General features: G+C 58.7%; 21 protein-coding genes and 2 tRNA genes. 8 read left to right on the top strand and 15 right to left on the bottom strand.

Annotated elements, in window-relative coordinates; all coding sequences use genetic code 11:
- Nucleotides 1–2 precede the first annotated feature (2 nt).
- Nucleotides 3–440 carry a GNAT family N-acetyltransferase gene (locus MUN79_RS01365; RefSeq protein ID WP_244676031.1) on the bottom strand — a complete coding sequence of 146 codons (438 nt, stop codon included), beginning with the start codon at nt 438–440 and terminating at the stop codon, nt 3–5.
- Between the two features lie 174 nt (nt 441–614).
- Here MUN79_RS01365 and MUN79_RS01360 point away from each other — a divergent pair, with 174 nt between their 5' ends.
- Both MUN79_RS01360 and MUN79_RS01355 read left to right on the top strand, forming a co-directional pair.
- Nucleotides 615–1,109 carry a YajQ family cyclic di-GMP-binding protein gene (locus MUN79_RS01360; protein ID WP_244676030.1) on the top strand — a complete coding sequence of 165 codons (495 nt, stop codon included), beginning with the start codon at nt 615–617 and terminating at the stop codon, nt 1,107–1,109.
- A 125-nt stretch (nt 1,110–1,234) separates the two neighbouring features.
- The gene (locus tag MUN79_RS01355) at nt 1,235–1,999 is read left to right on the top strand and encodes a TerC family protein (protein WP_244676029.1); all 765 of its coding nucleotides are present in this window, start codon (nt 1,235–1,237) and stop codon (nt 1,997–1,999) included.
- A gap of 78 nt (nt 2,000–2,077) precedes the next feature.
- On the opposite strand, the gene MUN79_RS01350 is transcribed toward MUN79_RS01355, so the two are convergent.
- The 4 genes from MUN79_RS01350 to MUN79_RS01335 all read right to left on the bottom strand — a co-directional run bounded on the left by MUN79_RS01350 (nt 2,078) and on the right by MUN79_RS01335 (nt 6,767).
- Nucleotides 2,078–2,842, bottom strand: a complete 765-nt coding sequence (locus MUN79_RS01350; RefSeq protein WP_244676028.1) for a J domain-containing protein — start codon at nt 2,840–2,842, stop codon at nt 2,078–2,080.
- A 2-nt stretch (nt 2,843–2,844) separates the two neighbouring features.
- Nucleotides 2,845–3,279 carry a hypothetical protein gene (locus tag MUN79_RS01345; RefSeq protein WP_244676027.1) on the bottom strand — a complete coding sequence of 145 codons (435 nt, stop codon included), beginning with the start codon at nt 3,277–3,279 and terminating at the stop codon, nt 2,845–2,847.
- Between the two features lie 96 nt (nt 3,280–3,375).
- Nucleotides 3,376–5,994, bottom strand: coding sequence for a T9SS-dependent M36 family metallopeptidase (locus MUN79_RS01340; protein WP_244676026.1), 2,619 nt, complete (start codon nt 5,992–5,994; stop codon nt 3,376–3,378).
- Between the two features lie 227 nt (nt 5,995–6,221).
- Nucleotides 6,222–6,767 (bottom strand): RNA methyltransferase, encoded by a 546-nt coding sequence (locus tag MUN79_RS01335; protein ID WP_244676025.1) that lies wholly within the window; start codon nt 6,765–6,767, stop codon nt 6,222–6,224.
- Nucleotides 6,768–6,948: 181 nt separating this feature from the next.
- Here MUN79_RS01335 and mutS point away from each other — a divergent pair, with 181 nt between their 5' ends.
- From mutS to MUN79_RS01315, 4 genes are all read left to right on the top strand, one after another.
- A complete protein-coding gene (gene mutS, locus MUN79_RS01330; RefSeq protein ID WP_244678264.1) occupies nt 6,949–9,669 on the top strand; it encodes a DNA mismatch repair protein MutS in 2,721 nt (906 codons plus the stop codon).
- 177 nt (nt 9,670–9,846) lie between these two features.
- A tRNA-Gly gene (locus MUN79_RS01325) sits at nt 9,847–9,919 on the top strand.
- A gap of 175 nt (nt 9,920–10,094) precedes the next feature.
- Nucleotides 10,095–10,177: transfer RNA gene (locus MUN79_RS01320), tRNA-Leu, on the top strand.
- A 208-nt stretch (nt 10,178–10,385) separates the two neighbouring features.
- A complete protein-coding gene (locus MUN79_RS01315; protein WP_244676024.1) occupies nt 10,386–10,784 on the top strand; it encodes a hypothetical protein in 399 nt (132 codons plus the stop codon).
- Nucleotides 10,785–10,924: 140 nt separating this feature from the next.
- On the opposite strand, the gene MUN79_RS01310 is transcribed toward MUN79_RS01315, so the two are convergent.
- Both MUN79_RS01310 and xrtX read right to left on the bottom strand, forming a co-directional pair.
- The gene (locus tag MUN79_RS01310; RefSeq protein ID WP_244676023.1) at nt 10,925–11,314 is read right to left on the bottom strand and encodes an XrtX-associated membrane protein; all 390 of its coding nucleotides are present in this window, start codon (nt 11,312–11,314) and stop codon (nt 10,925–10,927) included.
- Nucleotides 11,307–11,816: an exosortase X gene (xrtX, locus tag MUN79_RS01305; protein ID WP_244676022.1), complete on the bottom strand. Its 510-nt coding sequence runs from the start codon at nt 11,814–11,816 to the stop codon at nt 11,307–11,309. The genes MUN79_RS01310 and xrtX overlap by 8 nt, the downstream gene beginning before the upstream one ends.
- Before the next feature lie 221 nt (nt 11,817–12,037).
- On the opposite strand from xrtX, the gene MUN79_RS01300 reads away from it, so the two are divergent.
- Together MUN79_RS01300 and MUN79_RS01295 are read left to right on the top strand one after the other, a co-directional pair.
- The gene (locus MUN79_RS01300) at nt 12,038–13,030 is read left to right on the top strand and encodes an AAA family ATPase (protein WP_244676021.1); all 993 of its coding nucleotides are present in this window, start codon (nt 12,038–12,040) and stop codon (nt 13,028–13,030) included.
- Nucleotides 13,031–13,147: 117 nt separating this feature from the next.
- Nucleotides 13,148–13,966 carry a class I SAM-dependent methyltransferase gene (locus tag MUN79_RS01295; RefSeq protein WP_244676020.1) on the top strand — a complete coding sequence of 273 codons (819 nt, stop codon included), beginning with the start codon at nt 13,148–13,150 and terminating at the stop codon, nt 13,964–13,966.
- On the opposite strand, the gene MUN79_RS01290 is transcribed toward MUN79_RS01295, so the two are convergent.
- From MUN79_RS01290 to MUN79_RS01255, 8 genes are all read right to left on the bottom strand, one after another.
- Nucleotides 13,963–15,231 (bottom strand): lipopolysaccharide biosynthesis protein, encoded by a 1,269-nt coding sequence (locus tag MUN79_RS01290; RefSeq protein ID WP_244676019.1) that lies wholly within the window; start codon nt 15,229–15,231, stop codon nt 13,963–13,965. The two genes, MUN79_RS01295 and MUN79_RS01290, sit on opposite strands and share 4 nt — an antisense overlap.
- A gap of 27 nt (nt 15,232–15,258) precedes the next feature.
- Nucleotides 15,259–16,455 (bottom strand): glycosyltransferase, encoded by a 1,197-nt coding sequence (locus tag MUN79_RS01285; protein WP_244676018.1) that lies wholly within the window; start codon nt 16,453–16,455, stop codon nt 15,259–15,261.
- Between the two features lie 250 nt (nt 16,456–16,705).
- On the bottom strand, nt 16,706–17,065 hold the full coding sequence (locus tag MUN79_RS01280; RefSeq protein ID WP_244676017.1) for a hypothetical protein: 360 nt from the start codon (nt 17,063–17,065) through the stop codon (nt 16,706–16,708).
- Nucleotides 17,053–18,285, bottom strand: a complete 1,233-nt coding sequence (locus MUN79_RS01275) for a hypothetical protein (protein WP_244676016.1) — start codon at nt 18,283–18,285, stop codon at nt 17,053–17,055. The genes MUN79_RS01280 and MUN79_RS01275 overlap by 13 nt, the downstream gene beginning before the upstream one ends.
- 230 nt (nt 18,286–18,515) lie before the next feature.
- Nucleotides 18,516–18,989, bottom strand: a complete 474-nt coding sequence (locus MUN79_RS01270) for a T9SS type A sorting domain-containing protein (RefSeq protein ID WP_244676015.1) — start codon at nt 18,987–18,989, stop codon at nt 18,516–18,518.
- Nucleotides 18,983–20,209, bottom strand: coding sequence for a beta-helix domain-containing protein (locus MUN79_RS01265; protein WP_244676014.1), 1,227 nt, complete (start codon nt 20,207–20,209; stop codon nt 18,983–18,985). Before MUN79_RS01265 ends, MUN79_RS01270 begins: the two co-directional genes overlap by 7 nt.
- A 108-nt stretch (nt 20,210–20,317) precedes the next feature.
- A complete protein-coding gene (locus MUN79_RS01260) occupies nt 20,318–21,679 on the bottom strand; it encodes a TonB-dependent receptor domain-containing protein (RefSeq protein ID WP_244676013.1) in 1,362 nt (453 codons plus the stop codon).
- Entirely contained in the window at nt 21,652–23,130 is a 1,479-nt protein-coding gene (locus MUN79_RS01255) for a carboxypeptidase-like regulatory domain-containing protein (RefSeq protein ID WP_244676012.1), read from the bottom strand. Before MUN79_RS01255 ends, MUN79_RS01260 begins: the two co-directional genes overlap by 28 nt.
- Nucleotides 23,131–23,251: the final 121 nt, after the last annotated feature.

Raw genomic sequence — 23,251 nt, 5'->3', positions numbered from 1 at the left:
TTCTACAGATCCTTACGCATCAGAAAGTGCTGGATAGTGCCGAAGAGCTGGTGGGAAGGCGCTACCACCCGGTAGCCCAGCCGCTCATAAAACGGTACGGCTTGCTGACGGGCGTGCAGAATGCATTCGGTCAGGCCCTGGCGGCGGGCAGCGTCTTCTAGGTATTCGAGCAACTGCTGCCCGATGCCTTGACCCTGAAACGCCGGGTCGACGGCCATGTAGCGCACCTGAGCCTGGCCTGGGCCCGAGGGGTGAAGCCGGGCTACCCCCACTACTTCTCCCGCCTGGGTGGAATACAGCGCGTGCGTAGTGCTGGGGGCATCATCGTCGTCGGCCCGCTCGGAGCCGAGCGGCTGATTCCAGGGCTGGCGCAGCACCCGGTAGCGAAGCTGGTAGTAAGCGGCGAAGTCGGAGGGGGAGGAAGGGGCACGAACCGGCATAAGAACAGGGAAAGAGGCAAGTTGGAGAATAGCGGCCGAAATATCTAAGTGGGTTGCCGCGGGCATTTGGTACTTTTGACCCTTCCCCGGCCGGTGTACGTATGCCGGTTGGGGCCGGCTCAGGCCCTTCCGGCTTTGGGCCGGCTGCCATCCTTTCACTCCCAATCCACGACCATGCCCTCGTTTGACATTGTAAGCAAAGTAGACCCGCAAACCCTGGAAAACGCGGTAAACACCGCCAAAAAAGAGCTGCAGACCCGCTACGACCTGCGCGACACGAAAGGCGGTATTGAACTCGATAAAAAGGCCAACACCATTCAGCTCAGCTCCGAGAATTCCATGCGGGTAAAGGCCCTGGAAGACATTCTGCTGGGCCGCGTAGTAAAGCAGGGCCTCGACGGTACCTGCCTCGATTTCTCGGCCGAGGAGCAGCCCAACGGGGCCATGGTGAAGAAAACCGTCAAGGTGCGGGCCGGCATCGATAAGGAAGCCAGCCGCAAGATTATGAAGCTCATTAAGGACAGCAAAATCAAGGTGGACGCCCAGACCCAGGACGAGCAAATCCGGGTGTCGGCCAAGAAGATTGACGACCTGCAGCAAGTCATTGCCCTGCTCCGCCAGAAGGTTGCTGAAATCGGTCAGCCTCTGCAGTTCGTGAACATGAAATAAAGTTACTGGGTGAGGTGCCGCCGTGGGTACTGCGCCGACGAGTCGTTTGACTCGTCGGCCCCCGGCGGCCCATTTTTTCACCTTGGCCCAGTAAAAACCATCTTCTCACCTTAGCGCCTTTTCTCGTGTTTGACCTTTCTGCTTTTTCCAGTCCCGCCACCTGGATTAGTTTGCTCACGCTGACCTTTATGGAAATCGTGCTAGGCATTGACAACATCATCTTCATTTCCATCGTCGTTAATAAGCTGCCCCACGATCAGCAAAAGCGCGGCCGCACCATCGGCCTGCTGCTGGCCCTGCTGTTTCGTATTGGCCTGCTGCTCAGTATCTCCTGGATTGTAAGCCTGAAGGAACCGCTCTTTACCTTGAATCTGCCTTTCCTGGAGCCCAACTTCGGAGTGTCGGGGCGCGACCTTATCCTGCTGGCCGGCGGCTTGTTTTTGCTGAGCAAGAGCACCACCGAGATTCATACCAAGCTGCAAGGTGAGGAAGACGCGGCCGGGGAAGGAAAATTCCACACAATGTCGCGCGTAATCCTGCAGATCGTCATTGTCGACATCGTCTTCTCCTTCGACTCCATCCTGACGGCTGTAGGCCTGGTCGACAACGTGTTGGTGATGATTCTGGCCGTCATTCTGGCTATGGGCGTCATGCTGGCCTTCTCGGGCTACATTGCCGACTTCGTCAACAAGAACCCCACCATCAAGATGCTGGCTCTGTCGTTCCTGATCATGATTGGTATCATGCTGGTGATGGAAGCGTTCCACAAGGAAATTCCAAAGGGCTACATTTATTTCGCCATGTTCTTTTCCCTGCTGGTGGAAACGCTCAATATGCGCCTGCGCAAGAAAAGCGCCCCCGTGCACCTGCGCGACTCGCAGTACGATTAACCGGTTTGCTGCTTTCAGCAAAGCAAAAAAGGCCTGCTCCAGTATTGGGGCAGGCCTTTTTGTGCCGGGCGGTTGGCTTCAGGTAAGAATCATCAGCACCAGAATGCTGCCCACTACTGTAGCTACCAGCGCTACGCTTACCCGGGTTGCGTCGGGCAGGGCAGTCCGCTGGAGTAGTAGGGCCAGGGCCAGCAGCAGTCCGGTAAATACAAACAGGCTACGATGCGCCAGGCGCGTGGGCACCGGGCTGCCATCGGGCAAGCTCACCTGGCTGACCAGGCGGAAGATGGCCGAAAGCCGCACTTGTAGGTGAGCCGGGTTGGTGGGCAGGTCCGAATACGTCCGAAATGCGCCCCGCGACGTGTAGAAATCGGTGTACAGAGCCCCGCGGCCGTCCCTGGCCGACTCGGCTCCCAGAAAGCTGGCTTGCACGGTGTGTTGCAGCAGGCTGTAATCGAGAATGATGAGTACGGCCAGCAGGGCCAGCAGCCCGCCCCACCACCGAATCGGGCGCTGGTAGGCGCGCAGGTCCACGGGCGGCTTGGCATAGGCCCGGGGCCGGAAGCCCGGCTGGCGTGGCGCCGCTGCTGCCGGGCGGGGCGGCGGGGTGTGCCGGGGTGGGGGCGGAGTGCGTAGGGCCTGCAGCAGCGCGTCGTAGCCGCGGCGACGGGCCGGGTTGCTCAGCACGTCGTAGGCCTCGTTGATGCGCAAAAACCGTTGGTGGGCTGCCGGGTCGGCCGTTCGGTCGGGGTGGGTGAGCAGTACCAGCTGCCGGTAAGCCCGCCGAATATCGTTGGGTGTGGCCTGCTCATCCACTCCCAGCGTGTGGTAGTGGTTTTGCATCGTCAGGCTGCTCCGGAGGTGGTCAGCAGCGCTGCCAGTTCGGGCAGTTGGCTTTGCACGCGCTGCGTAGCCAGTTCCATCAGGCGACGGTTTACTTCGGAGCGGTGCTGCCGGTAAAACGCCTGCTCGGCGCGCGTAAAGAGCCCGATAACCACGCCAATGATGGTGTAGCGCAGCTTCACGTTGCGGCCCAGCAGCTCGGCCAGGGTGCGCAGCTGGTCGGCCGGGCTGCGCGTAAGGAAAGCTACGTGGTGTTCCCGCACGAAGTCGGCCACCAGCTGCAGCAGCAGGTCATTCTGGAGCTTGAGCACCGGCCGAAGAGTACGATGCAGAAAGTCGCCGGCCGTGGCCTCGGGCTCTGCGGTCAAGGCAGTAGGTAGGGTAGGACGCAGGGCCAGCAGCGCCGTATCGGAGGAGGTAGGTAGTTCGGGAGCCATAAAGCCGCAATAGGAGGAAGCAGTTACTCACTAAAAAACCCGCCCGGCACAAAGCCAGACGGGTTTCCAGTATACGCAAACGTACGGGAGCAGGACTTAGTGCTGCACCATCACTTTTTTGGTAATCGTACCTTCCGAGGTAGTCAGGCGCACCACGTAGATGCCGTTGGCCAGCTCGGTGGTGTTGAGGCGGATGCCTTCCGACTGAATACGCGCGGCGGCGGCCGAGGTCGTCAGCACCGTGCGGCCGAGTACCGTCAGCAGTTCTACCTGTACCGGTACCTTGCTGCTTACCTGCGTGCGCACAGTCAGCTGATCCTGAGCCGGGTTGGGGTATACTTCCACCAGCTTCTCGTTCAAGGATTTCTGCGTGCTCAGCACGGTTGGCAGCTGGAAGCCGGCGGTGTTGTCCGACAGGATGTTGCTGCTACCCTGCACGGCGTTGGCCCCCATACCACGACGGGCGAATACCTGCCAGATCATGGCCGAGTTGGCCGCGCCGTTGTTCACGGTATCTGCTTTCAGAATAGCGTCGCGGCCGTCCAGGAAACCCGGGCTGCATTTCTGCAGCTTCAGGCCGTCGAGTACCAGCTGCAGGCACATGTTGTTGCCACCAGTAGCGGCCGTCAGGTCCGTGTTGTAGCCGTAGCGGTTAATGAAGGCCCAGTTCAGGTCCCACAGAACCGTGGCCCATACTTCGCCGATGTCGTGCACGGCCGTGTACTGGGAGCCAATAAAGGCGTAGGTGTGGTTGTTGACGCTGAAGTCGGTGGTGTAGCGCTTGCGCCGGATGCCGGCTCCGGTCGTCGGCTCATTGCCGGCATACGTCCCGATTCCGCGGGGCGTAGTGCCTACGTCGCCGGGTTTGGTCGTCATCCACAGGGCAAAAAAGTCGCTCCAGCCCTCACCCATCTGCTCGGCGTTATTGAGGCAGTCAGAGTTGGCAGGGCCGCCGGTGAGGCGGGTCGAGATGCCGTGGCCGTATTCGTGGGCCACAATGCCGTTATCGAAGTCCCCATCGGGGCCGGCTCCGCCGGTGCCGCCTGCCATTACAATTCCGCCGCCTTCCATGGCCAGCTTGAGCTGGTCGCCCACGGCTTTGGTAACAAACAGGGACGGAATACGGATGCCCACGGTGTCGGCAGCGCCGGTCATCCCGTTGGGAGTAGCCGTGGCCGTGGTATCAACAATCACGACCATTTTGGCGCCAGCGGCCTGGGCCAGCTGTACTTTGGAGGCGAAGGTGCACTTGCCGCGGTCAACTACGGCAATGTTACCAGCCAGCTGAGCGGGGTTTTGCAGCGGGCCGTTGCAGCCCCGCGAAGGTTTGCCCGAGCCGTCATTTACCAGCACGAGCTTGCCGCGGTAAGTGCTGCCCAGCGAGTTGATGGTGCGGCCGAAGTCAGCCAGGCCAGCCGGATAGGTGCCGGCTACCGAGGCCGGCGAGGCGACAATCAGCGTGCCGGGGGCGGCACTCCAGTTGTACATCTGCATTTTGCCCCGGGTACCGTCGGGCGGGGTAGAGAAGTTGGCGTTGTTGGTGCCGCCGCCGTCCTGGCCTTCAGCTTTTACCTGGTCGTTGCCCAGGCCCAGGCCCGTGTAGTTTTTCTGCTGGAAGTTGCCGCTGACCTCGTTGAAGCCCTTGCGGAACATCACGTCGTGCATCAGGTTGTTCCAGAAGAACAGGTTGGTAATAGAAGCCTTCAGGTTGCCCACCTGGCGCAGGTTGCCGTCGTAGGGGAAGTCGAACTCCAGGTTGGCGCCGCCGTCGGGGCTCAAAGACGTATTGGCGACGTACACGTTACGAGCAAACCGGTCATCGTAGGCATGCACGTTGTTGCCGCGGGTAATGGTGTACTCAGCACCGGCCACGCCGTTGTCGTCGTGCCAGCCGAAGGGCGAGGCCGTAGCATCGGCGGGGTTGGCTACTACCTGCCGGGCGCCGTGAATCGGGCTTTCAATGGTCAGGGGCCACACATTGTAGCTGTTGGGCCCGTTCACCTTGCTGGTTTGGGTGGTAACGGGTTCCGGCATTTTCATCACCTGTACCGCCCGGGCCGTGAGGTCCGCAAAGGTTACGGGCTCGTGCACGGTGTAGGAGATTTTATTGACCAAAGCGCCGGTGCGGGCGTCCACGCGCACCGCCCAGGCGTCGTCGCTGGTAGTAGGCCAGAGCAGCACGTCGTACACCAGGCGCAGCTCGCCGCCTGCCAGGGGCAGGTACATCAGCTTGGCCTTGATGTTGTCCTGGGAAATACCGCCGTCGTTAAACGTAAGGCCGGCGGCCGGGGCCGCGTCGCGCTCAGCCCGCAGACTGGCAGGAGCGGCAATCTGCAGGGCGCGGGCCGCGGCTTCCACGGCCTGGACGGGCGTCAGGTTGGGCGTCGTGCCGCGGGCGGCGGAGGCCACGTTGGGCAGAAAGCTGCTGTGCAGGGCCGTGACCTTGCCATTGGCCAGTACGTGGGCATCGGCTACGGCATTCAGAATCTCGATGCCCTCGTGGCGCTGCCGCAGGTAAAGGTGAGTTACACCGTTGTGCTGGTCGGTGTACTGGCTGGTTACGGCCGGGTTGGTCAAGTCAGATTCGCTCAGACCAAGGCGGGTACGCTGGGCGGCCAGCTGGCCCAGGGCCCGCTCCAAAGGAGCCGTTTGGGCCGCCGCCAGACCAGGCACTGCCAGGAAAGCTGCCAACGCTAGGGTCCGGTAGGCAGACATAGTAGAAGTTAACTTCATGCGAAAGGGTTAGGAAAAGAAATTCAGTAGGGGATAGGCTGACCCGCAAGTCGGCCGTTTTCAAATCTACAAAAACCCAACGAATTCGCCCCTAGGCCCTAAGCGTACCGCAATGTTTTGTTTGGTTATTATATATATTATTTGTTTATTATTATAGATTCCTGCTGAAAGCCGCTAGAGCTGCGCAGGTTGTAGAGCGTTATTGATGTCTACAAGGCGGGCAAAACAGCGCCGAGCTTGCTGATAAAGTCCCACAACACCACGCCGGCCGCCACGCTCACGTTCAGGGAATGCTTGGTGCCAAACTGCGGAATTTCCACGGCCGCGTCGCACAACGCCAGCACGTCGTCATCCACGCCAAATACCTCGTTGCCCATCACCAGGGCGTAGGCCTGCCCGGGCTGGGGCTGAAACGTAGGCAGGAGCTGACTGCCGTCGGTTTGCTCGACGGCCACTACCACGTAGCCCGCCGCTTTGAGCTGCCGAACCGCCTCGACGGTAGTAGTGGCATATTCCCACACCACCGACTCAGTACTGCCCAGGGCCGTCTTCGTGATTTCGCGCTGCGGAGGGCGCCCGGTGATGCCGCAAAGCCAGATTTTCTCGATGGCAAAGGCATCGGCGGTGCGGAAGGCCGAGCCCACGTTGTGCAGGCTGCGCACGTTGTCGAGCACCAGGGTGAGGGGGAATTTTTGCGTACTTTTGAAGTCTGCCACCGAGAGCCGGTTCAGCTCTTCCATTGTTCTTTTGCGCATTGCCAGCAAGGTATTTTGCCCAAAGGTAGGACGAGCCCGCCGTTGCAGCACGCGGGCCGGAACCCAGGGTTCGGCCGCCGCTGTTGGCAAGTAGTCCTTTCCCCGTAAACCGCGGCGCTTTCGGGCGCTTTATTCTCTTATTCCTTTGCGTACTGCCTCTACTCCGAAGAAGCCGGTGCCCATGCACGGCACGCTGGGGCCCGCCCCGGTGATTGATACGCCGCTGATGAAGCAGTATTATCAGCTCAAAGAGCAGCACCCCGGCGCCCTGCTGCTGTTCCGCGTCGGCGACTTCTACGAAACCTTCGGCGAGGATGCTGTTACCGCTTCCCGCATCCTGGACATTACCCTGACCAAGCGCGGGGCCGGCACGGCCTCCGAAACTCCGTTGGCGGGTTTTCCTCACCATTCCCTGGATACCTACCTGCCTAAGCTGGTGCGGGCCGGGCAGCGTGTGGCCATCTGCGACCAGCTCGAAGACCCCAAGCAGGCCAAGGGCCTCGTCAAGCGCGGCATCACGGAGCTGGTTACGCCCGGCGTGTCGTTCAACGACAACGTGCTGGAGCGCCGCTCCAACAACTACCTGGCCGCCGTGCACTTCGGCAAGCAGGAGTGCGGCATTTCCTTTCTCGATATCAGCACCGGCGAATTTCTGGTGGCTCAGGGCGACCATGCCTACCTGGGCAAGCTGCTCCAGAACTTCTCCCCGGCCGAAGTCTTGTTCTGCAAAAAAAGCCGCTCGGAGTTTGAGCAGCACTACGGCCCGGATTTCTGCCACTACGCCCTCGACGAGTGGGTGTTTGGCTACGACTATACTTACGAAACCCTGACCCGCCACTTCAACACCACTTCCCTCAAGGGCTTTGGCATCGACGGGCTCAAGGAGGGCATTACGGCCGCGGGCTGCATTCTGCACTACCTGGCCGAAACCAAGCACGACCAAGTAGGCCACATTGCCAGCATCGGCCGCCTGGAGGAAGACAAGTACGTGTGGCTCGACCGGTTTACGGTGCGCAACCTGGAGCTGGTACACCCCCAGCACCCCGGCGGCGTCCCGCTGATTGACATCCTGGACCAGACCGTAACGCCCATGGGGGCCCGCCTGCTGCGCAAGTGGGTGGTGCTGCCGCTCAAGGAGCCCCTGCAGATTCAGCGCCGCCTCGACACGGTGGAAGGTCTGCTCGACAACCCCGAGCTGCTCGGTGATTTGGTACAGCACCTCAAGCAGATCAACGACCTGGAACGGCTGATTTCCAAGGTGGCCGTGCGCCGCATCAACCCGCGGGAGCTGCTGCAGCTCAGCCGCGCCCTCGATGCCATCGGGCCCATCCGGGAGTTGCTGGCCGCTTCCAATATGCGCGCCCTGCAGAAGCTGGCCGACCAGCTCAATTCCTGCGAAACGCTGCGGGAGGAAATCAAGGCCAAAATCCGTCCCGACGCGCCCATTCTTACCAACCAGGGCAACGTGCTCAACGAGGGCATTGACGCCGAGCTGGACGAGCTGCGCAGCATTGCCTTCTCGGGCAAGGACTATCTGTTTCAGCTCCAGCAGCGCGAAATCCAGAACACCGGTATTTCGTCCCTGAAAGTGGCCTACAACAAGGTCTTCGGCTACTACCTCGAAGTTACCAACTCCCACAAGGACAAGGTACCCGCCACCTGGATTCGGAAGCAGACCCTGGTAAATGCCGAGCGCTACATCACCGAGGAACTCAAAACCTACGAGGAGAAGATTCTGCACGCCGAGGAGCGCTTGTTCGTCATCGAGCAGAATATCTACAACGAGCTGGTCTTGTCGGCCATGGACTCGGTGCCCCAGATTCAGCAGAACGCCCGCGCCATCGGCATCATCGACTGCCTGGCTTCCTTTGCCGCCACGGCCCGGCAGCAGCGCTATGTAAAGCCCGTCGTCAACGATTCCACGCTGCTCGACATCCGCGCCGGCCGCCACCCCGTCATTGAGCGGCAGCTGCCACCCGGCGAGTCGTATATCCCCAATGACATCTGCCTCGACCAGGAAGAGCAGCAGATTGTGGTCATCACCGGGCCCAACATGGCCGGCAAATCGGCCCTGCTGCGCCAGACGGCCCTGATTGTGCTCCTGGCCCAGATTGGCTCCTTCGTGCCCGCCGACGCGGCTACCATCGGCGTCATCGACAAGATCTTCACCCGCGTGGGGGCCTCCGACAACCTGAGCAAGGGCGAGAGTACCTTCATGGTGGAGATGACCGAAACGGCCAGCATCCTGAATAACCTCTCGGACCGTAGCCTGGTGCTAATGGACGAAATCGGGCGGGGCACCAGCACCTACGACGGTATCAGCATTGCCTGGGCCATTGTGGAGCACCTGCACAACAACCCCAAGGCTCGGGCCAAGACGCTGTTTGCAACGCACTACCACGAACTCAACCAGTTGGCCGAAGACTGCCCGCGGGTGCGCAACTACAACGTGGCCGTACGCGAAGCCGATGGCCGCATCCTGTTTATGCGCAAGCTCGTGGAAGGCGGTTCCGAGCACAGCTTCGGTATTCATGTGGCCCGCATGGCCGGCATGCCCACCGCCGTGGTATTACGGGCCAACGAAATCATGCACCACTTGGAGCAGGAGCGGGCCTCGACCGGTATCGAAGAAGGGCCTACGGAGTTTGATGAAGTGCTGGCCGGCCTGGAAACCGAGCCCAAAAACGGTCGGGCTAGCCGTGGCCCGGTAGCTCAGCCCGCCGCGGCCGTAGCCTCAGCGCCACGGCCCAGCCTGCAGCTCAGCATGTTCGAGCCCGCCGACCCGGTGCTGGAACGCATCCGGGAGCAGCTGCAGCAGCTGGATGTCAATACGCTCACACCCATCGATGCTCTGCTAAAGCTGAACGAGCTGAAGCTGACTTTAGGCACCAAAGGCAAGTAAGAGTAGCAGCCACTACTTTCAGGGAGAAGATTTTTGAAAAATTTTCTCCCTGAAAATGAGCTAGAAAGCCCTCTGGAAGCAAAATTTCCAAGATTATTTTAGGGGCAGTGCTTGACAACAAGGAAATCAGTACTACCTTTGTCACATCAAAACGCCACTACGGCGCCAAGATCAAAAGCGAGAGTAGCTCAGTTGGTAGAGCGCGACCTTGCCAAGGTCGAGGTCGCGAGTTCGAACCTCGTCTCCCGCTCAAAGAGGATGTTGCATCAGCAACATCCTCTTTTTGTTTTCGAGCCTTCCTCGGGGATTTCTTCCGGCTTCCGGCGGTAAATACCCCTTACTGAATCAAAAATTTGCAGTTACTTTGCCCCACTGCTGCGCGTACGCTAGCAGTTGCCCGGAGCAAGAACAAGTGAAGTGACTTTGCCAGAGTGGTGTAATGGTAGCCACGAGGGACTTAAAATCCCTTGTCTTCACGGACGTACGGGTTCGAGTCCCGTCTCTGGTACAACAACAGAATCCCTGCTGCACTGCGCAGCGGGGATTTTTGTTTCCTCAGTTGTCAGTAACATAGAGTATCTTTAATATTTAATTGCCGTAGCTTTGCCGAGCCGGTTTGACTACCTATTGAACAGGTCCCATTTTGCCTGTTCCGACAACCTAAAAGGCCAACGACCAGTTTAGCTGCTTACAATTTCGCTTACTACTACAGTTGTATGGGTCAACGCCTGCTTTACGAGACCTCCCAGATCAGCATCCGCTACGACTATTTCTCCGAATGGCTCGATGTGGAATGGATTGGGGACCAGGATTATGATTCGGTTGTTTCGGGCGCGACCAAGATGCTGGAGTTTGTGAAACAGGAGCGCTGCCGCAAAGTGCTCAATGATAACACGCTGGTGACCAGCATGTGGGCCGACGCGGCCGAATGGGGCGGAAAAGAGTGGTTTCCGGCTATGCGGGAAGCGGGCTGTGAGTTTTTTGCCTGGGTGTACTCGCCCAACGTCTACAGCCGCCTTTCCACTGACCTGACGCTGCAATACACTTCGGCCGGCGTCGTGGTGCTTACCTTCGATGATATCATGATAGCCCGCACCTGGCTGCAGCAGATGTAGCGCTAGCCTGGCTTAGCGCTGGGTAGTAACCCCTGGGGCGCCATACCAGCGCAGCAGAGGCACCAGAATGATTACCGGCAGCGGCGAAACGATAAAGTCGATAAGGCGGCGGCCCAACTGGTAGGCCCAGCTGGCGTCGCCTAGCAGCCTGCCCCGAGCAGTAGTAAGGCACAGGCCGCGAATACAGCGCCGTAGAGTTGCAGCACCAGCCGCATACGAGCCGCGTCGTAGAGGGCGGCATATAGCACGCCAAGACAAGCGGCGGTGTAGAGCAGTGAATAGGTGAAAACGGCCGGCAAGCTGCGCGTGGTGACTAGCGTACTGACGCCACTCTGTGGACCGGCAGCCTGGGTGCTTAGGCCAAACATCAGGAATATCCTTTGCCAGGCCCGGGTTAGCACCGCAAATACCTGGTCGTTGTGCATACCCACCCAGAACAGGGCCACAATCAGCAGCCCAGCCCCCAGGTTCCGCCCCAGCAGCACCGGATAGGAGGTGGAAGAAACGAGCGGCGCCTCGGAATCAGACATGGACGGGAGCCGAAACGGGAGCAGACAGGCGGCGGGCCCAGAGCATCCAGAGCATAAAAATGAAAGCGTACACGATAAAAGTAAACGTGTAGTGATGGTTGAACTCAACCGTGTGGTGGGAGTAGAGGTGGTTTAGGGCCAGGGCCCCAATGCGCACCACGTTGATGCCGTAAATAACCAGCATACCCAGCGGAATAAACCACAGCTTACGGCGCCACGGCCCGGGAAAAGCCAGCACGAAGCCCGCAAACAGCGCGTAGAGCACCAGCCCGTTGCACGGATGTCCCACCCGCACCACCGGCTGGCTGTTGAGCAGCACCAGATACGGATCCAGGCCGTGGACGCGGCTGTCGAAGCCTACGCCGCGCAGAGCCGCCGCACTGGCCGTGGTAATGTTGGCCGACAAAGCCGCGTCGAGGCGGCCGTCCGGGGCCAGCGTCCGCTCGTAGCCCACAAACCACAACGCGTAGAATGCAACGGCTAGCAGCAGAAAACGGCGCAAATAGGCCGGAGAGGGAGAAGCAGAAGCGGGCATCGACCGGTAAGAATACAAGGGGTAAGTAACCAGCGAATATACCGGTTCTGCTGCATATTCTACCCCTGGGGCCTTGGCCGAAGCCCAGCGCAAAGGCGCTGGCGGGCTGGAATTCAGCTCCGGGGTGCCAGCAGGTAGCCGCGCATTTGCTACCTTTAACAGAAGTACCGTTATCGTTTCTTATGTCGATGCCTTCTTCTGACCTCGTGCCGCCGATGCAAGCCGCTGACTACCAACAAAAGATCAAGCAAGTATTTGCTGAAGTAGGAAAAGTAGTGGTGGGGCAGCAGTACATGGTGGGCCGCCTGCTGATTGGCCTCTGCACCGGCGGCCATATTCTGCTCGAAGGCGTGCCGGGTCTGGCCAAGACGCTGACCATTAGTACCTTATCTAAAGTCTTGCACCTGCACTTCCAGCGCGTGCAGTTCACGCCCGATCTGCTGCCTTCCGATTTGGTGGGCACCATGATTTACAATCAGAACCAGTCGGTTTTTGAGGTGAAGAAAGGGCCGATCTTCGCCAACCTGGTGCTGGCCGACGAAGTGAACCGCTCCCCAGCTAAGGTGCAGAGCGCCTTGCTCGAAGCCATGCAGGAAAAGCAGGTGACCATTGGCGAAACCACGTATCCGCTGGATTTGCCCTTTCTGGTGCTGGCTACCCAAAACCCGGTGGAGCAGGAGGGCACCTACCCGCTGCCCGAGGCCCAGGTCGACCGATTCATGATGAAGGTGCACGTGGATTACCTCAAGAAGGCCGACGAGCTGGAGGTAATGCGGCGCATGGCCAATATGAGCTACGTGGGCGAGGTAAACCCGATTCTGACCAAGGAAGACATCTTCGGAATCCGCAGCATGATCAACCAGGTCCAGATTTCCGAAACGCTGGAGAAGTACATCATCGAGCTGGTATTTGCCACCCGCAAGCCCGCCGACTATGACCTAGCCGAGTTTGCCCAGTACGTGCAGTTTGGGGTGAGCCCCCGAGCCAGCATTGCCCTGCACCGCGCGGCCAAAGCCGTGGCCTTCTTCGACGACCGCGACTACGTGCTGCCCGAAGACATCAAGGACGTGGCCGGCGACGTGCTCAACCACCGCATCCTGCTCAACTACGAAGCCGAGGCCGACGGCATCCGCACCCAGGACCTGATTGAGGCCATCCTGCGCAAAGTCCCGATTAGCTAAATGGTGAGATGGTGAAATGGTGAACTAGTGAGTTGTCGTGTCAGCGGCGCGGTTTTGCGCGGGTTGAACAGCAAACTCACCATCTCACCAGTTCACCATCTCACAAATTCACTTTCCGTGTCGAAGATTTCCAAAACCCTGCGGGGCCTGGCGGCGCTGGCGCGCAACCCCTGGCTGCTCAACCACGTGCTGGCCGCCGACGAAGCCAGCTGGCAAGGACGCGCCCAGGCACATTCGGGCCGGCAGCTTACCAAGCTGGGCCTGCCGATGGTACCGCTGCACACTTTCCTATCAGCCGCCGATACCACGGTGCAGCCCTTTGCTTTTCGGGAAGGCGGTTCCCTGCCCACCGATTTGCTCCTGCTGCGGGCCTTGTGCCGGCGGGTGGCGCAGGCCACGTACTTCGAAATCGGGACTTGGCGCGGGGAAAGCGCCGCCAACGTGGCCGACGTAGCTCAGGCCGTGTACACGCTGAACCTGTCGGCCGAGGAGCTCCGGCAGCTAGGGTTGCCGGAACGCTACATCGAGCTGCACGGCTTTTTTTCCCGGCCCCGGCCCAACGTAACTCACCTGCACGGCAACTCGGCTACTTTTGATATGGCCGGGTTGGGCCGCAAGTTCGACGTGGTATTTATTGATGGCGACCATACCTACGAGGCCGTGCGCACCGACACCCGCCGGGTATTTGAGCACCTGGTGGGCCCCCAAACCGTGGTGGTGTGGCACGATGCCAGCCGCCAGCCCGGGCAGCCGCGCTGGGAGGTGCTGGCCGGTATTCTGGACGGCTTGCCCGCCACAGCCATGGGCCAGCTGGTGCAGGTCGAGAATACGCTCTGCGCTTTGTACTCGCCGCAGCTGCTGCCCGCCCACACTCCCGACCCCCTGGCGGCTCCGCAGCACTGGTTTAGCGTGAATCTGACGCAGCTGGGAGCTTAAGCCGCTTTGCGGCGCTGCAGGAGTTGGCGTAGGTAAGTCAGATCACCGGGGCTGGGCAACAGGGCCGCCCAGCCCGCGCCGGTAGCGCTGGAAAACCGGTGAAACAGGTAGGCCGTGGATACTAGATACGACAGGCTCGTGGCCAGGGCCGCTCCATTAATACCCAGCGCTGGAATCAGAAGCCAGCAGGCCGGCAGCGTCACGAGCAGGCCCACGGTGGTAGCCAGGTTATTGACGCGGTAGCGGCCCATGCCGGCAAAGTACGTGCTGCACATCACGTTGACGGCCATAGCTACCACCCCGGGCCCCAGCCGCAGTATCACGGGCCGGGCCGCGCCGAATTCCGGCCCGAAGATGGCCGTTAGCACCTGAGCGGGCAGCGCACACAGGATAAGCACGGCCAGGGCCGTACTCAGCAGCGTAAGCCGGGCAATCCGCAGGGTAGGGGTAATATGGGCGTGCTTGTCGGTGGCATGGACTAGGTCTACGTACTGTACCAGAGCCGTGCTGCGCGGAATCAGCCAGATGGCCTCGGCCAGCGCCACGCCCACCGACAGCACGCCCAGGGCTTGGGCATCGGCGTAGTGAGCCACGAAGTAGTAGCTCAGGCGGTAATTGGCAAAAGCCAGAATGTTGGACAAGTGCGCCCCGCGGCTGTGGTAGGCCAGCTCCCGGGCAGTGTCGCGCAGGCCGCGGCCCGCGGCCCACCGGTCGGGGAGCTGGTAGAGCACTCCGAAACTAAGCAGCAGCGGCAGCCCGTAGGCTACGTAGGCAGCATAATAATACACCGCTACCACCCGCCACTGCCAGCCAATAAGGGCCAGAGCCAAGCCACCCGCCAGCAAGGCTACCTGTAGCCCATTGAGTAAATTATAAGCGCCTTCCTTCTTGCGGCCCAGCAGTAAGGAGCTGTTGATAGAGAAAAAAGCCTGCAGCAACGCCAACGCCAGCAAATGCAGCAAGTACTGGGGCGTAACTGGCCGGGCCAGACTTACCACAGCCGTGCCGGCTGCACACACCAGCGTAGCCCAGCCGTAGGCCGGCACCAGCAGGTGCCAGATGCTGCGCTTGGGGGCCAGGTAAATAAGAGAAGAGCCGCCGAGCAAGCCAATAAAGAGCAGCAGCGCGGCGCAGTCGGTGACGAACAGGCTGACGTCGCCGCGGCCGGTGGCGCCCAGATAGCGGGCCGTAAGCCACACGATGGTGAAGCTGAGCAGGGCCGTGGCCAGGCGGGTGGCAAAATTTTGCAGAATACGGCGCAGCATAGAGCAGGTAGGGGCGCGAAAAGGCCGCTAAGATGGCGCAGTTTGGCCGGAGTCTGTCACCACGCGGGCGTACAGGTCAGCAAATTGCTGGCCCACGTGCGCATAGCCGCAGCGAAGCTGGGCATCGGCCCGCAGCGTGGCCGGGTCGAATTGAGCCTGCCCGCTGAGCACCGCCGTCAGAGCCTGGGTTAGCGCGGCTTCATCGTCGGGTGGTACCAGCAGACCAAACCGGCCGACGGGCCGAAACAGCTCCGGCACCCCACCCGTGGCCGGGCCCACCACCACGCAGCCCGTGGCCCGGGCCTCCAGCAACACGCAGCCAAAGGTTTCGGCCCGGCTAAAGGACACCAGAGCCGCCGCCTGCTGCATTTCCCGGGCGACCTGCTCGTGGGCCAGCTTGCCCAGAAACACGACTGTCCCATCAGCCATTAGGTTCAGGTCTTGGGCTAACTGCCGCAGGGCTGCTTCATCAGGCCCATAGCCGGCCACGCGCAGCCGCAGCCCGGGCCACTGCGGCCGCAGTTGGGCCAACACCCGCAGCACTCCCGATACGTTTTTTACTGCGTCATGAAAGGCTGACACGTGCAGCAACTGCCCGGGTACCCGCTGGGCCGTGCCGGGCGCAAACAGGGCGGTATCCACCACGTTGGCAATAACGGCAGTGCGCGGATTCTCAAAACCCAGGCGGTGCATGGCGTCCCGCAGCCCTTCCGATACGGTGTGCAAAGCCGCGGCCCGCCGCACCACCAGGCGCGTCAGCACCCGTCGCAGGCTACTGATGCCCGCGGCTCGTTCCGGCAGGTAGAGCGTCCAGTGTTCAGTCACGACGTAGGGAATGCCGCGGGTTAGTTTGAGCCACCACGCCAGTAGTCCGGTCCGCAGCAGCACATGCACGTGAACCAGTTGGGGTGGGGCGCCCCAGTGCTGCACGATGCGGCGGTAGCCCTGGCTTACGCACCAGAAATACAGCAGGAGCTTAGCCAGCTTATCTAAAGGGCCAAAGCCCGTGGGCCGGGCGCGGTAGTAGTAGCGCAGGGTGGGCATCGGGCCGTGTAGCTCGGCCTCGCACACGGTCAGGCGGGGAAGCGGGCCGCGGGCCACGGCCGCAAACACCACAGCCGCCTCGGCGTGGGGCGCAATGGCCGCCACGTGCCGGGCCACGAAGTCACCATCCTGGTCGTCGTAGCGGTGGGGGTACCACTTGGGAAGATGAAGAATTCTCATAGCTCAGCGCCGGCAAACACGAACAATTCCCGCAATATCGGGCAAATGAGGCGAAGGGCCGCCGCGTACCGGTAGTAGTTAGTCCCAAAAAAACAGCTCTGCTACCATCGGCAGCAGAGCTGTTATCACGCGGAATTCTCTTACTTCATTAAGTGAGCAAGGTCCGGGTCATAAGCAGAGGATAGTGATAGGCGGCTTATTGATACCAACTTTGTCGTGAGCAATAGCCGCCGCTTGGCCTTGAAATAGCTTATTTGTATTGGTTATAATAATCGGCTGCCGACTGATCTGTGCCTGTGCTATTGAGAAGTCGTTCCAAATCTTGGAAAGTGCTGGCTGTCTTTAAAGCAGCTTCAATAGATGGTAGCATGTAAAAATTGCCGTCCCACTGGTCTACGAAACGCGTAGGACCATACTTGAAGCTTTGGTCAAAATCATCGCACATATCCAGGAACATGGGCGTGTATGGATGCATCTGGGAGGTGCGAATAATTGGTGTGTTTTGGTAGCGCTCCTCCCAATCATAGCCACTGGTATAATTACTGAAGCGGTACAACGTGAAATAGGTTTGTACGCAACGTGCCCAGCTTTCCTTAATTACATCGTCCACGTTATTGAACGATGACCAGCCACGGTTTTCCTGGTGCGAAGCGTGAGCCAATTCATGCACCGTCGTAGAATATATTTCGTCGGAATTACGGTTAGAGCGGAAAATCCGGATGTGGGGAAATCCAAGCGCGGCGCGCCAGCCAGAATAGTCTCCGTTAACAGTAGCACTTTCATCCTTGGCCAGCAGCGATACGCGCTGTTGGAAGATATTATCCCGCGTTGGGGTTTCTTCAACCCAAAGGCATTACGCATCTGGTCGTTGTAGTAATAATCCCAGGCACCCCGGTGAATAGTGGCGTAGAAGAGTTGGCTGCCACCGGTAATATCAGTATTCCAGTCCCCGGTTTTTTTAGGTCCGTCCAGCGTTGCCTGACCAAATATTGCCCGGTCCAGAATATCGAAATCCGGCCGCTCCCATTTAATGCTATAATTGCAGGGATTTTTAAAGCTGTCATTCATCCGGTAGTAGCCATTCACGTCCGTAATGGCGCGGTGGGTAGTAAACCACCGATTAGCACGCACCTGAGCACCTTCCAGGCCGATAAGTTGGTCTACATTTCTAGAGGAATTATCCCGGAAATCCCGGTACTGAAGAACATTCCGTACTTGGATCCGCCCACCGGGCGTAAAAGAGGCAATACGCTGTTCTGTACCTGAGTCGCTGTTGCCAGTAATTGCCATTGCTTCGTTCTCAAGCAAATCCAGGCTGTTGGCATCAGCTACTGCTTTGTCGGTTTCCGGCAGATACAGCTCAGCAAGTATTTCATACTGAATAGCTGGGAAGTTGTACCCAACTTTCACGGCACAATACTGCCACGAATACTGGTCGCTGGGAATAGAAGGATCATGGTACGTGCCGCCCGGCTGAGCTATTTCATAATCCAAGGGATGATCGTAAATATCCAAGGCATCATCTTTTGCCATCAGATAATACTCCTGGGTGCTTTTAGGCAAAAAACGAACGTATAAATGTGTTGTGCGAATATTAACGTTAGTAGAATAACCACGGGAGGCCAAATTATTGCTGGCCTTCAGCATGACATCTACCGTGTAGGGGTTTTCCAGCTGCCGGCCCAGAACCATCATGTCATCAGAAGATTGAACCATGGCTGATTCGCTCTTGGCTGCAATGGTTGGCGCCGGAGTGTCGTTGGCTTCCTTAGCGCAGCTTGCCAGAAAGGCAGTGAACAAAACGAGTAAGCGTAATAAATTGGTTTTCATGGTAAAATTGGATTAGGTGTAACATTTCAATTCAACTGTGAAAATTGCAATAGGTAGTACTGTATAAGCAGGGCAGGTTTTACGGATTGAACTAATGCGCAGTAGCTGATAAGAGGTGTATGATGATTGAGTTACTAAATGATTGTTTTTTGTAAGTAATAGATAGGGGTAAAAGAAAAAGGGCCAAGCTACTCCGCACGGAATGACTTGGCCCCTTATCAGGAGGTAAATTACTTAGCTACTACGAAGCGCGTGGTTTGGGTCGTCTCGGAGGTGCTCACCGTGGCAATGTACACGCCGTTCTGCAGCGAGGCAGGCAGGGCTACCTTCTGCGAGCCAGCGGCCAGGCGGCCGGCCTCAATCAGGGCTACGTTGCGGCCCAGGGCGTCCGTAACGCGGATGGTAGCCACATCGGCCCGCTTCAGCTCGAAGGAGAGCAGGGCCGCACCGGCCGTGGGGTTAGGTGCTACGCTCAGGCCCTGCACTTGCTCGTCAGCGGCTTTGTTGGCAAGCGTCAACCCGGGGCGGTTATAGCAGGTGATCTGCGGATTAAAGTTGGTCCAGCCGGTTGCCCAGTTGCTGCCAGCTGTGCTGGCCGGGCCAAACGCACCACGGTAAGACACTACCTGGAAGGTGCTGTTCGGACCGCCGTTGCCGGCTCCGGTTAGCTTGGCATCGGCAAACGCAGCCCCACCAGTCAGCACCGAAGCAGCCGGGAGGGTGAAGTCAGGCGTCCGTTGGGTGTTCCGTTGGAGTTGATAGAGTTGAAATTGTCGGCATTCAAACCAAGCGCGCTAATGGCCGGGAACACTTGGTTGCCCCGCGAGGCGTCCTCGAAGAAGCTTTGGTGGTTGAAGCCCGAGGTCGGGTTCACGCCGTAGTTGGCGGTCATACCAGCCAGTACGTTGTTGCGCAACACAAGCGAGCCGTTAGTGGCGTTGCTCTGCGCTGCAGCTCCTTCAATAAACAAGCCCTGGGGCCAGCCCGTAATTACCGAGTTGAAAATGGAAACAGCCGTATTGCGGCGCAGGTGCATGGCGCGGGTGTAGTTGGCGGCCGTAGTCCCTTGCAAAAAGGCACTTACGTTCGAAAACACGGGCGCCGTTTGTGGCGTGGATGCCGAGCCGCTTGCATCGTTATCCGACTCGAAGGCCGTCGAGCCCGACTGGTCAGCTACAGCCGCGTCGCGTACGGACAGAGCGAACTGTACCCGACCCGTGAAGCCAAGGTCCGTGTCGAAGTCATCGTCGAGGGTCGCGGTGGCTACCAGGTAACGAGCATTAACATTTCCCCCGAACCACTCGAACGCGTCGTCGCCGCTCGCGTGCACCTGCACATACTCAATGGTAGTGCCCGCGCCCACGCCATACAGGCTCAGTCCGTTGATTTCCGAGTTGGCGGCCGTGCTCAGCGGGATGCCGGGGTACTCAATACGCACGTAGCGCAAAATGCCGGAGTTATCGTTGGGCAGGTTACCGCCGTAGGTCGTGCCGATACCGCCTTCCACGGTAGGTGACCCAGTAGCATTAATCGGAGCCCGGCCAGCTAGTACCAGCCCGCCCCAGTCGCCGCGGGACCGTGACCCGGCTGGCTGGTTGGAGGTGAATACGATAGGCTGAGCAGCGGTGCCGTTGGCAATAATCTGAGCGCCGGGCTCAATGATGAGGGCCGCCGGGGCTGTCGTCGATCGGATACCCTTAATGATAGTGCCCGGCTCAATGGTAAGCACAGCGCCGCTGCGCACGTACACGAAGCCGCTCAACTCATAGACATTACCACGCGTCCAGGTAGTAGGGGTCGTAATCGCACCCGAAACTGTGATGGCTGTAGGCGCGGCCGGACAAACCGTCTGGGCCTTCGCTTGGGGTGCCTGAGCTGCCACGGCAGCTGCAGCTACCAGCGCACTGAGTACAATCTTTTTCATGAGAGGGGGTGATAAGAATTAAGTGAAAAGGCGTTACGTGGGTGTACGGACCAGCCGGCGCAGTGCCGTTAGGTTATTGTTAAGAATGGTATTTCTAAAAGGTCCAGGTCAGACCGAGCGTGGAATAGCTTCCGCGGCGGTAGGAGGCAAATGAGCCGTCTTCGTTGCCCTCAATCTTGCTGTTACCATCATAATCGTAGAGCAGACGGTAGCGTTGGTTGAACAGATCCTGAATGCCGAGTCGCACCTGTAGATGCTCACCCACCCCTTCGTTAGTGCGAGGTCAACCACGTGCCGCGGCATTTCGATGATGGAGTAGTTGTTGCGCAAGTCACCCACGAAGCGAATGCGCTGCCCGACCACATTGTACTGTGCCGACACCTGCAGCTTGCCTTCGTCGTCCTGGTAGAACAAGCCTGCATTTGCCACGTAGGGCGATTGGCCTTGCAGCGGGCGGTTATTGAGCGCGAAGTCGCGGTTGCGCTCATTATCAACCAGCCGTACATCACTGTAGATCAGCGAAGCATTGACAATGGCCGAAAGGCGCTGCAGGAAAGGGTTTTCGGTCAGGTCGCGCAGCGACTTGCGCACTTCGATTTCGGCGCCAAAGTCAATAGCCCGCTCGGCATTCTGGTAGGAAACGTTCAGCTGCTCAGTAGCCACCGACCTGGTGGTCTGCTCAATAGCATTGCGGAAAACCTTTCCAAACAGACCGAACGATATCAATTCCGAGCGTGAGGGATAGAATTCGTACCGCAGGTCGGCGTTGTAGATGGTGGCCGTACGCAGCGAGTCGTTGCCCTTTACCACCGCGTTGTTGGCAAAGTCATAATACTCGTAAGAGGCGATTTCGCGAAATTCCGGACGGTTAGTCGTTACCGAGCCAGCCAGACGAAGCAGCGAGCGGGTATTGAAGTTGTAAGTGGCGTTCACCGAGGGCATCGGAATGAACTTGTTTTCACGGTAAGCGGCCTCCAGCGGATCACCCGATTGCAGAAAGCGCCGGTTGTATTCGCCCCGTATGCCACCCGAAATGCTGAATTTATCGGAGATGGGTGCCACTATTCCCACGTAGCCGGCTAGCAGCGTGTTGCGGCCGGTGTAGCGGTCCGCGCCCTGGGTTCCTTCTTGCAGCACGAAACCGGTTATAGGGTCAATGTTCTGGGGCGCGAATATTTGGTCTATCGGCAGGTTTTCCAGTTCCCGGTTGAAGCTGGGCTCATTCGGGCGGTATTCACGGCCCACGACGTAGGAAAACACTCGGTTTTGCAAAGTCCGCTCCTTCTGCTCGGCGTAGAAGCCGACGCGTATTTTGTACGCATTCACTTTAGCCGAGTCGCGGCCTAGCAGGCTGCGCTCAAACTGCCCGCTAGCCATGTAGGTGTTTTCGCGCAGGTCGGAGAAAAAGCGGCTGGCGTCAACCGAGCTACCGACGGGAGGAATTACCACTTGGTAGGGCCGCTCGGGCAAGCCGGGCTCGGGGATACGGCGCTGATTGCGGTAACGGCTATAATCAGGCTCGTCGCGGAAAACGTAGTTGTAGCCCCAGCCCAGTTAATAACGCTGCGGCCCGTTTGTCCTACCTCGTGCGTACCCGACAACTGTCCTGAGTACACCGTGCGGCTTTGGTAATGCATGGCGTTGTCGTCGCGCTCGAAGCCCTGGTCCAGAGTCTGTCCCACACGGTGTACGACTTCATCGGTAGCGTACTGGTTCAGGAAGTTGCGGAACTCAATGCGGTTGCGGTCGTTCAGGCGCGCCTGCCAGTTGTGAATCACGCCTAAGCGCACCGCTTGGCTGGCTTGCGTATCATCGTAGGTCCACTGCAATTGAGGACGGTTGGTTGTGGGGTCAAATTCGCGTAGAAAGCGCTGACGCAAGTTGCTGTACTGCTCACGCGTATTGGAATAGGACAACGACGTGACGTTGCTCAGGTACACGCTGCCGATTTCGTACTTGCGCGATAGGCCCAGAGAGATACGCAAGTCGGGCAAAGCCTTCAATGACCGGGGCAACCAGATGTTGTTTAAAGCAATGGGCTGCCGCTCGACCTGAGCCGGAATATTGTCGGGCAGCTGCCGGTCATTGTTGTCGTAGCCAATCGTTTCAGTACGTAGTACACCACCGCGTTTGGGCGAAGCCAGGAAGTTTTTGAACGTCGTGTTATGCCGATACCAGCCGGATACTGTGAGGCTAGTCGAATTTTCTAGCACCGAGTTCTTCGTATACACCTGCACCACGCCGCCGCCCATCTCGCCCGGCAGTTCCGGCGAACCAGACTTGAAAATCAGTACCCGATCAATAACCGAGGAAGGCAAAATATCAAACGAAAACGACCGGGTATCTACTTCGGCTGAAGGCGTCAGGGTGCCATTCAACATCACTGTGTTATAGCGCTCGGCCAACCCTCGAATTACAATGAAGTTGTTGCTCTGAATCGTCACGCCTGGAATCCGCTTGACGACTTCGGCTGCGTCACGGTCCAGGGACTTCACAATCTGGTCGCTACTCATTCCACTTACTACCACCTCACTTTTCTTGAGGTCTTGGATCAAGGCCACTTCGGTGCCCGTCTGCTTCTGGCCCGTTACGGTTACTTCCTTCAGGTTGGTCGTATTCTCTTCCATCACCCCATTCAGGGTGGTTTTGCCGTTGGCCGTTACCACGATTCCGGCGAAAGTCAGCGGCTTGTAGCCGATATAGGTCATCGTAATATTATAGGTGCCAGGGTTGAGCTTGAGCTCGTAATTACCCTGCACATCTACCGGGGCCGCCTGCACAGTGCCGGTTACCAGCACGGTAGCGCCAATTACGCCGTCCCCCGTCTTTTTATCAGTTACTTTTCCACTGATTACTCCTTGCTGGGCAAAAGCGAAAGAACTGATAATCAGAAAAATAAACAGTAGTCCTAAACGGTGCATACAGCTGTGATTTTTTCGTTTCACAAAACTACCGTAGCCCTATTATGCCAGTATTGCGACAATATTACGCTTATGTTATTGTCAGGGGTATATATACATACTATGTTGAAAACCATTACTT

Origin of the sequence: Hymenobacter cellulosilyticus (assembly GCF_022919215.1) — a bacterium.
GTDB classification, from domain to species: domain Bacteria; phylum Bacteroidota; class Bacteroidia; order Cytophagales; family Hymenobacteraceae; genus Hymenobacter; species Hymenobacter cellulosilyticus.
Note: the sequence above shows the minus strand (reverse complement) of the source record. Positions and strands in the feature narration are given on the sequence as shown.

Coding starts and splice junctions, on each gene's coding strand:
- MUN79_RS01365 (WP_244676031.1), bottom strand. CDS start 440: ATGCCGGTTCGTGCCCCTTCCTCCCCCTCCGACTTCGCCGCTTACTAC.
- MUN79_RS01360 (WP_244676030.1), top strand. CDS start 615: ATGCCCTCGTTTGACATTGTAAGCAAAGTAGACCCGCAAACCCTGGAA.
- MUN79_RS01350 (WP_244676028.1), bottom strand. CDS start 2,842: ATGCAAAACCACTACCACACGCTGGGAGTGGATGAGCAGGCCACACCC.
- MUN79_RS01345 (WP_244676027.1), bottom strand. CDS start 3,279: ATGGCTCCCGAACTACCTACCTCCTCCGATACGGCGCTGCTGGCCCTG.
- MUN79_RS01340 (WP_244676026.1), bottom strand. CDS start 5,994: ATGTCTGCCTACCGGACCCTAGCGTTGGCAGCTTTCCTGGCAGTGCCT.
- MUN79_RS01335 (WP_244676025.1), bottom strand. CDS start 6,767: ATGCGCAAAAGAACAATGGAAGAGCTGAACCGGCTCTCGGTGGCAGAC.
- mutS (WP_244678264.1), top strand. CDS start 6,949: ATGCACGGCACGCTGGGGCCCGCCCCGGTGATTGATACGCCGCTGATG.
- MUN79_RS01315 (WP_244676024.1), top strand. CDS start 10,386: ATGGGTCAACGCCTGCTTTACGAGACCTCCCAGATCAGCATCCGCTAC.
- MUN79_RS01310 (WP_244676023.1), bottom strand. CDS start 11,314: ATGTCTGATTCCGAGGCGCCGCTCGTTTCTTCCACCTCCTATCCGGTG.
- MUN79_RS01300 (WP_244676021.1), top strand. CDS start 12,038: ATGCCTTCTTCTGACCTCGTGCCGCCGATGCAAGCCGCTGACTACCAA.
- MUN79_RS01290 (WP_244676019.1), bottom strand. CDS start 15,231: ATGCTGCGCCGTATTCTGCAAAATTTTGCCACCCGCCTGGCCACGGCC.
- MUN79_RS01285 (WP_244676018.1), bottom strand. CDS start 16,455: ATGAGAATTCTTCATCTTCCCAAGTGGTACCCCCACCGCTACGACGAC.
- MUN79_RS01275 (WP_244676016.1), bottom strand. CDS start 18,285: ATGAAAACCAATTTATTACGCTTACTCGTTTTGTTCACTGCCTTTCTG.
- MUN79_RS01265 (WP_244676014.1), bottom strand. CDS start 20,209: ATGAAAAAGATTGTACTCAGTGCGCTGGTAGCTGCAGCTGCCGTGGCA.
- MUN79_RS01255 (WP_244676012.1), bottom strand. CDS start 23,130: ATGCACCGTTTAGGACTACTGTTTATTTTTCTGATTATCAGTTCTTTC.